Genomic DNA, 14,170 nt, shown 5'->3' with positions numbered 1-14,170 from the left:
GATTGCATCCTTGATCCCGCTCCCCACGATTGCCGATGTCGCTTCAGCCAAGCTTGGCGACGCCGGTCAGCACACGATCGGTCGGCACAAATCCGGGGAGCGGGGGTGCCGGCACCGTCTTGCGCAAGCCGCGAGCCGCGTTCTGCTTCTGCTGCTCCTTGGCCTTATTCTGCTGATTCCTGGCGTTACTCCGCACTTCCAGGAATTTGCACATGTGCTGGCGCAGGCCTTCCCGCGGGTCCCTGGCACCGATCTGCTCATGTTGGGCCGGACACCAGTCCGCAATGGGCTCCCGCCAGGAATTTGAGCCCGCTGACAACTCGAGAAGATCGCTGCAGAACTCCATGACATCCTTGATATCGCCGGAATCTTGCGGCAGCAACGCGCTCTCGGCCGTAAAGACGAGGTTCGTACCGGCTCCGGCGGCCAAGGGCCGCGGGAATTGGGACGACAGGGAGGTCCCACCCAGTGAACCGATGGCGAGCGTCGTGTGGCCGCCCGCCGCCTTGCCCGTTTCCCCGCCCGTCACGCTCGCGAGCAAGGCGTTGACCGCGGCGCGGACACGGGCTTCGCTGCCCTCTGCCGCAGTCGGTGTTTCGATTTTGCCGGTCGGCAGGCTCGGCACAGTGGGAGCTTGCGGCTGGCCTTCCAAGACGCTTGTCGCATGGATCGCGAGACGGAGCGCCATCTCGGCGCTTCGGGAGAATTGGTACTCGACTTTGCCGGCATAAAGAACGCGCGTGACGATCGCGACGGACATTCCGTCGCGGATCTTCGCGAAATCTCCCCGGCACAGGTGCTTCGTCCCCTCGGGCCAGCGCCGCGCCATGATGCGCACGACGGCACCGGGGCGCACGGCCGTATCAGCAACGACCAACCGACGCAGCATGTCAATCGCGATGGGAAGCTCAAGTTGAAGTTGCTGGAGATCCTTCAGCTCGATCGTCAGCGCAACGTTGCTGCTGCTGGCGAATCCCAGGTTTGCGCCGAAGTTGCCAAGCAGGCCGGATGCGCCGATCTGCGCCTCCGTGAGTCGGGCCACGGTGAGTTTCGGAATGCTTGCATGGCCCAGTCGAAAATCACTGGTACTGTCCATAGCGTCGGCGAGACGGATCGATGAAGGAAGCGTGTCGCCTTTCTCCAAGGTATCCATAATCATCGGACAGGGGCTGGACGCCGGTGACGCCAGGACGGTTGGCTTCTTGGCATCAACCGTCTTCTTGGAATCGGCGGCCTTGGCCTCCTGGTTCTCCGTCGCCACGCCGCGCGGTTCGGCGAAGGCTATGAATAGCCTTTCCTTTTGGCTGTCGCAGAGTCCCCGCGCCACCTCGATCTTGGGAGTCCGGGCAATCCGCACGAGATCGAAGTTGCCGTCATCGCGCGACGTCGGCGCTCCTCGTGTGTTCAGGAAAACGTCGCCGACCATGACGTCCTCGTCGAGCGGAAAGAACGCGAACATGGACTGGCGCGCCATTGCATTGGTCCATTGCTCCTCAATGTCCAACTCAGGCAGCGATGGCGTGCCGCAGCCTATAAGTCCTCCAACGCACAGACCCATAGTAGCGACGTTCGAAAGCATTCTCCTGCCTTTCATGCCCCCCTCCCCCACACGTCACTTTGAAGGTTTCCAGGTTTTTGTACGAAGCTCTGGAGCAGCCTCTTATGCTGCGCGGAGCAAGCGCGCCTAGAGAGGCAGAACAGTACGATTTCTATCCAACCCACCAAGTGCCAGAGCGGATTGTCCTATGCACGGCAATTCATTGTGATGAGCCATTCAAGAATTGAGGTTGTTTTTGTCTTCATCATTCAAAAAATCCGATTTATCAAAATATAAAAGTTATAAACCAAGTTTTGTTCTCATCCTTTTAAATGAATAAGCCGCAGAAATTGCTTCAGTATTTCAGATACCGCTAAGTTTTCATTTGATGAAATGGAATGAAAAATAATACGCCCACCGCCAAGTGTTTCGTAATCCAATCTTGCATTTGATAATATATCGCCAGCAATTCGCTTAACGGAGTATATCCTAAAGAAATTAGAAATCTGCATACTACCGTATGCCAATTGCAAAAAGGCTCCAAGCTCAAGAATGACTGAACCCATGCGAGGTTTCTTTGCCATTAACCAATGATCCACGGCAACCAATGATCCACGACATGACCTGAGAATTGGTCTTTTTCGACCTCCGAAACAAAATTTTGGACGATGATCGGCAGCGCGCCCACTGGACTCGAAGGAAGGCTCTTCCTGGCTCTGGCGCCCGCAGAATGGACGGCAGCCCCCTACCCGGCTGACCCGACGGCTGTTGACGATGCTCAACCGTTACCTGGACACTGTTACCTGAACGGCCATCCGGCGCAGCCGCCACCGCAGCTTGAAAGCGCATCCCGCGCGGCGCCGGCGGGGATGCCCCCGCCACGGACAGAATCAGTGAAACCCTCAAATCCCTATGGCGTATGCCACCAAGGAGGTGTCGCATCCGGACACCGCACAAAAAGCCGAAGCCAACGTCGCCTGCGCCGTCATCAATCGCATGACCAACCTCGGCATGCCAACCTCCCGGAGGACCGGCTGATCTCCATCGCCTTTGGGCGAAATCCGTCCGCAGGCCGAGTTCTGCACCAAAGTCGTCCGGACCCAAAGGGGTTGGCGCATAAAGCGAGGATCTGAGCCGGGTCGGTCTTGTTGTGGAAGTGCCGGAATCAGGTCAGTCCTACTGTGGAAACCGGGACATGACAATTCAGGTGAGCTCAGCCTTTTCAGCAGGCCAATCGGGTCAGTCTATCTGTGGCCTGACATAGGTCGTCGGTGTCAGACCACAGATGGAGTGACCCTGAACCCCGCACGAACTGACCCGGAGACGGCCCGCTTCGACGTCGCCAGGACGGCCCTTCCACCTTCTTGTATCAGTGGCAAGCTGATGCCATCGAAGAAGCCGCCTCAACCAGAGGGTGGCGGATGAATTGACAACCGGCCACAACATTCCCCATTCATTTCACTCGCGGACACCAGCATGGCTGAATGCCATCACGCCGCCGGGGGAGGCCGGGTTGAAAAGTTCAGATGAGCACAACGAACCAATTCCGGATTCCAACTCGCTGGTGCGCGTCAACGCCACTCTGGAAAGCGGTGTATCCAACGAGTTCTTCGTCACGGACGATGCCACCCTCGACGACGGCATGGGCGTTCTGCAGTTCAGCAAGACGGATCTCGCCGATGGCGGCAACCTGTCGATCAGCCGCCTCATCCCGGCCGAGGATATGGTCATCAGCTTCGACCCGATCGACAACGGGTGCCTGAACAATCTGCTGGTGCTGTTTTCCGGACGGGCATCCCTTTCCTATGCGGGCAGCGGCCGGCAGATGGTTACCCCGGCGCAAGGTTGCGGCTTCCGGTATCTCGGGTCTCCCGTGAGCTTCGAACTGGAGAAATGGGTCGAGGTGCGGTCGTTGAGCGTCTCGCTCCCGCCTCATCGGCTCGAAGGGTACCTGGACGACGACGTTCCACAGTTCTTCCGCCGGTTGATGGGGATGGCGGAGAATGAACCCTGCGTCATGCCTTTTCCCGTATCCGAGGAGATGCGGGTGGCGATCGAGCAGAACATAGCCCCAGGCCTGACCGGAGCGCTCCGCCAGTTGCAGTTGGAAAGCGCCGCCCTGATGCTGATCACCCTGGTCGCACAGGCGATGAGCGATGCGGGGACGCAGCCGCATCCGCTGTCGAGCCGGGAGCACCGCTCGGCTCAGGACGCCTTCGAGCGCCTGAAGGCGTCCTTGCGGACCCCTCCGTCGCTGAGCGAACTGTCCCGGTCGGTCAATCTCTCCGACAAGCGCCTGAACGTCGCGTTCCGCGAACTGTTCGGTGGAACCGTGTTCGAGGTTCTGCGGAACCTTCGACTTGAACAGGCGCGGACTCTCATCGAGCGCGGTGAGCTGACGATCAAGGAGGTCGCCTGGCAGGTGGGATACACCCATGTCAGCAACTTCACCTCCGCCTTCACCACCATGTTCGGCACGTCACCGGCATCCTACGCCAGAAGGCTGCCCCGGCGTTCGAAAGCGGATGAAGCGTGAGACCTCCGCTCCGCTTCGATCCCGCTCACCCGCCAATACCCGATGCCATCCGCAGGCTCGCTCGACCGCTTCAGAACATGGCACGGCACGACGCGCATGCCCTTCAGGCATAAAAAATGGCGTCTTGCGCATAAATCCGAACGCAATTACTGACCTCCCCCCAGCCTTAAGTTTGGCACCGTAGGTGGTATCTGCCAGAAACGGGCGCTGGGGGAGAGGCTGTGCGGTTTGATTTGAGATTTCTAAAATTATTATTATCATCCGACTGGCGACGCCATGCCCTCACAGCCTTCATCGTCGCCACGGCCGCCGGCAGCGCCCACGCACAATCAGCGTCGCAAATCACGCCGCCTTCCTTCGAGCCTTCGCCGCCCGCGCGGGGCGGTGAGATCCTCATCCCGGACAGCGCCGGTCCCGAAGCGCCGGCGGGTGCCGACGCGCTGTTCGTGGACATTGCCGGCGTCACGGTCGAAGGCGGCCTGCCGGAACTCCGCGCGCAGGAGCAGGCGATCGGCGGCGAACTCGTCGGGAAGCGCGTATCGGCGGCGGAGCTGTTCGCCGCCGCGCGCCGGCTGGAGCAAGCCTACATCGCCGCGGGCTACGGCTTGGCGCGGGTGGTGCTGCCGGCCCAGCGGCTGAAGGACGGAGCGGTCCTCCGCCTCGTCGTCATCGACGGCTACGTGGAACGGGTCGACACCGACGCCCTGCCGGAGGCCATCCGCCGGCGCGTCGCCGATCTGCTGGCGCCGCTGGTCGGCCGGCGCGGCCTGACCATGGACATCATCGAGCGCAGGCTGCTGCTGGCCGGGGACACGCCGGGCACACTGCTGCGCTCGACCCTGGCGCCGGGATCGAAACCCGGCGCCACGGTGCTGACGGTCGAGGCCCGCCACCAGCCGGTCACCGGCTTCCTGGCGGGCGACAACACGCTGGCCGAGGAACTCGGCACCTACACGGCGAGCGTCGGCCTCGACCTGAATTCGCCGACCGGCCAGGGCGAGCTGATCTATCTGCGGGCGTCCGGCTGGCCGTCGGGGGGAAGCGCCGGGCTGTTTGCCGACCAGCCGCGCAACCGGACGCTGGCGGCCGGCGTCACGGTCCCCCTGGGAGACGACGGGCTGACCGCCAATCTGGAACTGACCGACGCCCGCGCCACGCCGACGACGCGCGCCGACGGCTTCGGCAGCACCTCGGTCTTCTCGCGGGTTTCGGCGCGGCTGCACTATCCGCTGATCCGCAACCGCGATCTGACCCTCTCCCTGCAGACCGCCTTCGACGCCGAACAGGAACGGGTGTCGGCGACCGGCCCGGTGGAGCAGGACCTGTCCATCGACCGCCTGCGCGTCCTGCGCGGCGGCGGCAGCCTCGTCTGGTACGCGCCCGGCAACGGCCTCGTCACGGCGCGGCTGACCGGCTCGTTCGGGATCGGCGGGCTGGGCGCCCGCCAGGCGCCGCCGAACGTCTCGACGACCACGCCGCTGTCCCGGCAGGGCGCCGACCCGGTGTTCCAGAAGCTGGACGTCAGCGCCGGCTACACGCAGCCGCTGCTGCCCCATCTGGCCGTCGATCTGGCCGCGCGGGCGCAGACCGCCTTCAACCACGCCATGGCGAACGCCGAGCAGATCAGCCTCACCGGCACCACCGCCCTGTCGTCGCTCGCGTCCGGGACACTCCAGGGCGACAGCGGCTTCGTGCTGCGCGGAGAATTGCAGTTTCCCGTCTCCGCCGCCTTCACCCTGCCGTCCGTCGGCACGGATGCGGTCGAGCGCGACGCGGGGGCGGTGCTGTCACCCTATCTTTTCGGCGCCTACGGGAACGCCACACTGGCCCGCCCGACCGCGCTCGAAACGGGCACCAGCCATGGCACCGCCTATGGCCTCGGCCTGCGCGTGGGTGCCGCCCAACGGGCGAGCTTCAGCGCCGTGCATCTCAATCTCGAATACGGGCTCTACCGGCTCGGCCAGGGCGCCGGGGACGGTCAACGCCTGATCTTCATCTCCTCCCTCCAGTTCTGAGGCGAGAACCATGACCGCCATCCGCGTCCGCCTCACAACCCGCACCGGCCGCCCCCGTCACGGCGCGCTTCTGGCTGCCCTGCTCGCCACCACCGCGCTGTCGGGCGTGCCGCGGGCGATGGCGCAGGATCTGCCAAGCGGCGGCCGCGTCGCCGCCGGCAGCGCCACCATCGGCACCGCGGCCAACGGCGCAATGACCGTCACCCAGTCCTCGCCTTCGGCGGTGGTCAACTGGCAGAGCTTTTCGGTCGGCCAGGGCAACAGCGTCAATTTCATCCAGCCGTCGGGCAACACAGCGATCCTCAACCGCGTCACCGGCGCCACCCCGTCCACCATCGCCGGGGCGATCAACGCCAACGGCCAAGTGTATCTGGTCAACCCCAACGGCATCACCATCACCAAAACCGGGACGGTCAACGCCGCCGGCTTCGTCGCCTCGACGCTCGCCATCGGCGACGACGACTTCATGGCCGGCAAGCGCGACTTCGCCGGCAACGGCGCCTCGGCGACGGTGAGCAACGCCGGGACCATCACCATCGGGCGCGGCGGCTATGCGGCGCTGCTCGGCGGCGCGGTGGACAACGCCGGCACCATCACCGTGCCCTTGGGCAAGGTCGGGCTGGGCTCGGGCGAGCGGGCGACGCTCGACCTGTCGGGCGACGGCTTCCTCCAGGTGGCGGTGCCAACCAAGGCCGAGGGCAAAGGCGCGCTGGTGCGCAATTCCGGCAAGATCGCCGCCGACGGCGGTTCGGTGCAGCTTTCGGCGGCGGCGGCCAAGGACATGGCGCGCCAGACGATCAATCTGTCCGGCACCGTCGAGGCCAGGACGGTCGGCGGCCGGAGCGGCGACATCCTGCTGGCCGGCGGCGACGGGGAGGTCGAAATCTCCGGCACCGCCGCGGCGACCGCGCTTGACGTCGGCGGCGGCACCGGCGGCACGGTCACCGCCACCGGCCGGACCGTCGCGCTCAAGGGGGCCGTGCTCGACACCTCGGGCAAGCACGGCGGCGGCACCGTCCGGGTCGGCGGCGGGCGTGAGGGCAAGGGCACGCTGCCGCGCGCCGACACGGTCACGGTCGACAGCAAGAGCCGGATCAAGGCGGACGCCGCCGTGGCCGGCAAGGGCGGCGACGTGGTGGTGTGGTCGGACCGCTCGACCCGCTTCGACGGCACGATCTCCGCGCGCGGCGGGGCGCTGTCCGGCGACGGCGGGCAGGCGGAGGTGTCCGGCAAGGCGACGCTCGCCTACACCGGCTTCACCGATCTCTCGGCCGCCCGCGGCGCCTTCGGCACCCTGCTGCTCGACCCCTACAACGTCACCATCTCGAACGGCGGCGACGTCAACCACACCGGGTTCACCGCCACCGGAAACGATTCGGTGATCAACGCCACGACGCTGCTGACCGCGCTCAGCGGCGCCAACGTCACGGTGTCCACCGGTGCCGGCGGGTCCCAGGACGGCGACATCACCGTCGCGGCCCCGCTGTCGTGGAGCGCCGCCACCACGCTGACGCTGAGCGCACACCGTTCGATCGCGATCAACGCCGACATCGACATCACCGGCGGCGGCGGGCTGTCATTGATCACCAACAACGGCGGCAGCAACGGCACCCTCACCTTCGGCAACGGCGCCAGCGCCAGCTTCGCCGCCGGCCAGAGCGGCCAGTCGCTGACCATCAACGGCCAGGGCTACACGCTGCTGCGCTCCATGGCCGACATCGACAGCATCGACAGCACCGGCCTGGGCGGCCGCTACGCGCTGACGCAAAGCCTCGACGCTTCGGGCACCACCTACACCGACGCGCTGGTCGGGATCAATTTCGCGAACGGCTTCACCGGGACCTTTGAGGGTCTGGGCCACACCGTCAGCGGGCTGACCATCAACAAGAGCGGCAATTACGCCGGCCTGATCGGCCGTGTCGGCATGAACGGGGTGGTGCGCAACATCGGGGTGGTCGGCGGTTCGGTCAGCGGTGCCATGTTGGTCGGCGGCCTCGTCGGCTCCAACGCCGGCACGATCGCCAACGCCTACGCCACCGGCACGGTCAACGGCACCGAGCGGGTCGGCGGCCTCGCCGGGCAGAGCGAGGGCATGGTCACCAACGCCTACGCCACCGGCGCCGCCAGCGGCTCCAGGAGCGTCGGCGGCCTCGTCGGCTACAACACCGGCCAGATCACCAACGCCTACGCCACCGGCGCCGTCACCGCCAGCAGCTACAGCGCCGGCGGTCTCGTCGGAACCAACGGCGGCTCCATCGGCAACGCCTACGCGACGGGCGCCACCAACAGTCCCCTGTACGCCGGCGGCGTGGTCGGGGAGGGCTCGTCCGGAAACCTCTCCAACCTCTACTGGGACACCCAAACCACCGGTCGAAGCGCTGGCGTCGGCATCGGTCCTTCCGCCGGCACCAACGCCCGGACCAGGGCGACTCTCCAAACCGCCGCCGCCGCCACCAGCCTCGGCGCCGCCTTCGGCGGCGGTGCCGGCCTCTATCCCTACCTGACCAGCCTCTCTCCCGGCGGCGTGCAGGCGATGTCGGGCACCGTCTACAAGGATGCCGGGACGACCGTCGCCGCGTCCGGGTCTGGCGGTGCCGTGACGGTGACCGGCTTCGCCAAGGGCAGCGCCTTCGGCACGGCGACGACGGGAGCCGACGGCTCCTACTACATCGCCGGTCGGGCCGGGTCCTTCGGCGGCGGCGACAGCCTGCTGGTCACCACCGCCGCCAACGCCACGACCGGATCGACCGACGCGGCAACGCTCGCCACCGCGACCGGGACCGGGCTGCAATCCGGCATCAACGTCTACGGCAAGACGCTGACCCTCTCGACGGCGGCGACGACCCTGTCGGGCGCACCGACGCCGGCGGTGGCGCGAAGCTCCGCCATCGCCGCCGCCGGCAACGACGCGGCCGCCGCCGCGGTGATCGACGCCATCGCCGGGCGGGGCTTCCTCGCCACCGGCGCCGGCTTCACCATCGACCAGGCCGTGGACACGGCGGGCGGATTCCTGGTGCGCACGGCGACCGGCGCGCCGCTCACCGTTTCCAGCCCCGTCACCATCCAGTCGGGCGGCAACCTCGGCCTGCTGTCGGGCGGCGCGCTGGCGATCAACGCCCCCGTCACCGTCCAAGGCGCGGGCGCGGGCGCGGTGGCGCTCGCCTACGACACCGGTTCCGTCACCAACCTCAGCTTCGGCAACGGCGCCGGCCTGACCTACACCGACGCCGCCGGCGCGGCCATCACATCCAGCGCCGGCGGCACGCTGACCGTCAACGGCAACGCCTACACGCTGCTGTACTCCATGGCCGACATCGACGGCATCGACAGCGCCGGCCTGTCGGGGCGCTACGCGCTGGCGCGGAGCCTCGACGCCTCGGGCACGACCTACACCGCCGCGCCCGTCACCGGAGTGTTCACCGGGGTCTTCGAGGGGCTCGGGCACAGCATCGCCGGGCTGACCGTCAGCGCGCCCTCCTCCTGCGCCGGCCTGTTCTGCAATATCGACACGAGCGGAGCGGTGCGCGACATCGGCCTCGTCGGCGGTTCGGTCAACGGCGGCACCTTCGTCGGCATCCTCGCCGGGTCCAGCGACGGCACGATCGCCAACGCCACCGCCACCGGCACCGTCAGCGGAAGCCAAGCCGTCGGCGGCCTCGTCGGGTACCACTACGCCAACGGCACGATCACCAGCGCCCACGCCACCGGCGCCGTCAGCGGAACCACCGCGATCGGCGGCCTCGTCGGAGCCAATTACGGTACGATCACCAAAGCCTACGCCACCGGCGCCGTCACCGGCACCACCAACGTCGGCGGCCTCGCCGGGGCCAACACCGGCACGATCACCACCGCCTACGCCACCGGCACCGCCAACGGGAACCAAGCGGTCGGCGGCCTCGTCGGATTCAACACTGGTACGATCACCAACGCCCACGCCGGCGGCGCGGTCAGCGGCGGCACCCGCGTCGGCGGTCTCGTCGGAGACAACAGACCGGGCAGCGGGATCACCGCCGCCTACGCCACCGGCGCCGTCACCGGCACCACGGACGTCGGCGGCCTTGTCGGGTCCAACGCCGGGACGATCACCGGCGGCTTGTGGAACACCGCGACCAGCGGCCGAAGCGCCGCCTTCGGCACCAACAGCAGCGGCCAGTCCGCCACCGGCCTGACCACGGCGCAGTTCCAGGACGGCACGGCGGCGGCGGGGCTCGGCGGCGGCTTCACCCTGTCCTCCGGCCTCTACCCCTACCTGACCAGCCTCTTCCCCGACGGTGTGCAGGCGGTGTCCGGAACGGCGCCCACCGGCGGCACGGTCCATCTGCGCGCCGACACCGGCACGGTCGCCATCGTGTCCGTCGGAGCCGATGGTTCCTATTACGTGGCGCTGCCGTCGGGCAGCATCGCCACCGGCGGTTCGTCTTTGCTCGCCTGGTCGACCGGAGCCGCCACCAACGGCGCCACCTTCCGGACCGGCGTCACCACCGGCCGGGTGACGGATTTCGACATCACCGGCGGCATGTTCCGCGAGTTCACCGCGCTGACCACGCTGTCCGCCCTCGACACCGCCTATGCCGCCAGCAGCGGCGGCAGCGGGATCACCGGAACCTTCGCCAACCGCGCGATCACCGCCTCCGGCGCCTTCACCATCGACGACGCCCTGACCGCCACCGGCACGGTGAGCGTCGGCACCGCCGGCAACCTCACCATCGGCGCCACCGGCACCGTCAGCGGCACCGCGGTGACCCTGTCCGCCACCGGGGCCTTCGTCAACAACCGCGGCAGCGACGCGGTGACAGCGACCTCGGACCGTTGGCTGATCTATTCGGCCAACTCAGTTGGCAACACCTTCGGAGGTCTCGACAGCGGCAACACCGCGGTCTGGAACACGTCCGCCGGCGCCACGGTGGGCGCCGCCGGCAACCGCTACGTCTTCGCCGAACAGCCGTTGGTGACGGTGACGACCGTCAACGCCGGCAAGACGTATGGCGACGACGGAACCACCAGCGCCGGCGCCTCCTACACCATCACCGGCCTTTCCCCCGGCGTCACCGGCGCCTATCTCGCCGACACCGCCGCCGCCGTCCTGAGCGGCGCCCCATCCGTGTCCTCCTCGGGTTCCGCTGCGACGGCCGGGGCTGGTGACTACGGCTACACCCTTGGTCTCGGCACGCTCGCCGCGTCGGGCGGCTATGCCATCAGCTTGTCGAACACGGGCCTGTTCACGGTGACGCCGCGGAGCCTCACGGTCACAGCCGACGCGCAAAGCCGGACCTATGGCGACGCCAACCTGACCCTGACTTACGCCATCACCAGCGGCTCCCTGGCCAACGGCGACACGCTGTCGGGCAGCCTTGCCACAGCAGCCACCGGAGCCAGCGGCGTCGGCACCTACGCCATCACCCAGGGCTCGCTGGCCGCATCGCCGAACTACGCCCTCACCTACACCGGCGCCAACCTCACGGTGACGCCGCGGAGCCTCACGGTCACGGCTGACGCGCAAAGCCGGAGCTACGGCGACGCCAACCCGGCGCTGACTTACGCCATCACCAGCGGTTCCCTGGTCAACGGCGACGCGCTGTCCGGCAACCTTGCCACCACAGCCACCGGAGCCAGCGGCGTCGGCGCCTACGCCATCACCCAGGGCTCGCTGGCCGCCTCATCGAACTACACCCTCACCTACAGCGGCGCTAACCTCACGGTGACGCCGAGGGGTCTTGCAGTCACAGCCGGCGCGCAAAGTCGGAGCTACGGCGACGCTAACCCGGCGCTGTCCTACAGCGTGGGTGGTGGAGGGCTGGTCAATGGCGACGCACTGTCGGGCAGCCTCGCCACCACGGCCACTGGAACCAGCGGCGTCGGCGCCTACGCCATCACCCAGGGCTCGCTGGCCGCTTCGCCGAACTACGCCATCACCTACAGCGGCGCCAACCTCACGGTGACGCCGCGAAGCCTCGCGGTCACAGCCGATGCGCAAAGCCGGGCCTACGGCGACGCCAACCCGGCGCTGACTTACGCCATCACCAGCGGTTCCCTGGTCAACGGCGACACGCTGTCGGGCAGCCTTGCCACAGCAGCCACCGGAGCCAGCGGCGTCGGCGCCTACGCCATCACCCAGGGCTCGCTGGCCGCCTCATCGAACTACACCCTCACCTACAGCGGCGCTAACCTCACGGTGACGCCGAGGGGTCTTGCAGTCACAGCCGGCGCGCAAAGTCGGAGCTACGGCGACGCTAACCCGGCGCTGTCCTACAGCGTGGGTGGCGGAGGGCTGGTCAATGGCGACGCACTGTCGGGCAACCTTGCCACCGCGGCAACCAACGCCAGCGGCGTCGGCACCTACGCCATCACCCAGGGCTCGCTGGCCGCATCGCCGAACTACAGCCTCACCTACAGCGGCGCCAACCTCACGGTGACGCCGCGAAGCCTCGCCGTCACGGCCGACGCGCAAAGCCGGAGCTACGGCGACGCCAACCCGGCGCTGACCTACAGCGTGGGTGGTGGAGGGTTGGTCAACGGCGACACGCTGTCGGGCAGCCTCGCCACCACGGCCACTGGGACCAGCAACGTCGGCGCCTACGCCATCACCCAGGGCTCGTTGGCCGCTTCGCCGAACTACGCCCTCACCTACACTGGCGCCAACCTCACGGTGACGCCGAGGGGTCTTGCGGTCACAGCCGACGCGCAAAGCCGGAGCTATGGCGACGCCAATCCGGCGCTGAGCTACAGCATTTCCGGCGGCTCTCTGGTCAACGGTGACGCGCTGTCCGGCAACCTTGCTACCGCGGCAACCAATGCCAGCGGCGTCGGCACCTACGCCATCACCCAGGGCTCGCTGGCCGCATCGCCGAACTACAGCCTCACCTACAGCGGCGCCAACCTCACGGTGACGCCGCGAAGCCTCGCCGTCACGGCCGACGCGCAAAGCCGGAGCTACGGCGACGCCAACCCGGCGCTGACCTACAGCGTGGGTGGTGGAGGGTTGGTCAACGGCGACACGCTGTCGGGCAGCCTCGCCACCACGGCCACTGGGACCAGCAACGTCGGCGCCTACGCCATCACCCAGGGCTCGTTGGCCGCTTCGCCGAACTACGCCCTCACCTACACTGGCGCCAACCTCACGGTGACGCCGAGGGGTCTTGCGGTCACGGCTGACGCGCAAAGCCGGAGCTACGGCGACGCCAACCTGACCCTGACTTACGCCATCACCAGCGGCTCCCTGGTCAACGGCGACGCACTGTCGGGCAGCCTCGCCACCACGGCCACTGGAACCAGCAACGTCGGCACCTACGCCATCACCCAGGGCTCGCTGGCGGCGTCGCCGAACTACAGCCTCACCTACAGCGGCGCCAACCTCACGGTGACGCCGCGAAGCCTCGCCGTCACGGCCGACGCGCAAAGCCGGAGCTACGGCGACGCCAACCCGGCGCTGACCTACAGCGTGGGTGGTGGAGGGTTGGTCAATGGCGACACGCTGTCGGGCAACCTTGCCACCGCGGCCACCGGAGCCAGCGGCGTCGGCACCTACGCCATCACCCAGGGTTTGCTGGCTGCATCGCCGAACTACGCCATCACCTACACCGGCGCCAACCTCACGGTGACGCCGCGGAGCCTCACGGTCACAGCCGACGCGCAAAGCCGGGCCTACGGCGACGCCAACCTGACCCTGACTTACGCCATCACCAGCGGCTCCCTGGTCAACGGCGATACGCTGTCGGGCAGCCTCGCCACCGCGGCCACCAACACCAGCGGCGTCGGCGCCTACGCCATCACCCAGGGCTCGCTGGCCGCTTCGCCGAACTACGCCATTGCTTTTGTGCCGAACCTGCTGACGATCGTTGCGGCACCTTCCGAGGCGCGGGAACTCACCGCCAGCACCCTCGCCAAAAATCACTCCCTCGTATCCACCGCTATGCCCTGGGTGGTCTCGCTGCAACCGGGCATCAAGAATGTCGGTACGGCAACCGGCGTCAATCTCATGGCGGGCCGCCGATTCAACAGCGTGCTTGTCTGCGTTTCAGAAGCATCGAATTGCTCCGCCGGCCCCTAAGATTGCCCAAGGATCAATGAGGAGCGCATGGACGT

The 14,170-nt window shown here is 67.2% G+C and carries 5 protein-coding genes; 3 read left to right on the top strand and 2 right to left on the bottom strand.

Going from position 1 to position 14,170, the window contains the following annotated elements; all coding sequences use genetic code 11:
* Window positions 1-43 precede the first annotated feature (43 nt).
* On the bottom strand, window positions 44-1,474 hold the full coding sequence (locus tag D3869_RS10940) for a hypothetical protein (RefSeq protein ID WP_137140068.1): 1,431 nt from the start codon (window positions 1,472-1,474) through the stop codon (window positions 44-46).
* A gap of 383 nt (window positions 1,475-1,857) precedes the next feature.
* Window positions 1,858-2,103 carry a hypothetical protein gene (locus D3869_RS10935; RefSeq protein WP_137140067.1) on the bottom strand — a complete coding sequence of 82 codons (246 nt, stop codon included), beginning with the start codon at window positions 2,101-2,103 and terminating at the stop codon, window positions 1,858-1,860.
* A gap of 947 nt (window positions 2,104-3,050) precedes the next feature.
* Here D3869_RS10935 and D3869_RS10930 point away from each other — a divergent pair.
* The 3 genes from D3869_RS10930 to D3869_RS33050 all read left to right on the top strand — a co-directional run bounded on the left by D3869_RS10930 (window position 3,051) and on the right by D3869_RS33050 (window position 14,135).
* Window positions 3,051-4,073, top strand: a complete 1,023-nt coding sequence (locus D3869_RS10930; protein ID WP_137140066.1) for a helix-turn-helix domain-containing protein — start codon at window positions 3,051-3,053, stop codon at window positions 4,071-4,073.
* 221 nt (window positions 4,074-4,294) lie between these two features.
* Complete coding sequence (locus tag D3869_RS10925; RefSeq protein ID WP_175426439.1) at window positions 4,295-6,088, top strand: ShlB/FhaC/HecB family hemolysin secretion/activation protein; 1,794 nt, start codon at window positions 4,295-4,297, stop codon at window positions 6,086-6,088.
* 10 nt (window positions 6,089-6,098) lie between these two features.
* Window positions 6,099-14,135, top strand: coding sequence for an MBG domain-containing protein (locus D3869_RS33050; protein WP_175426438.1), 8,037 nt, complete (start codon window positions 6,099-6,101; stop codon window positions 14,133-14,135).
* Window positions 14,136-14,170: the final 35 nt, after the last annotated feature.

This window comes from Azospirillum brasilense, from assembly GCF_005222205.1.
Taxonomy (GTDB): domain Bacteria; phylum Pseudomonadota; class Alphaproteobacteria; order Azospirillales; family Azospirillaceae; genus Azospirillum; species Azospirillum brasilense_G.
This window is presented reverse-complemented; position numbering and strand designations above follow the sequence as displayed.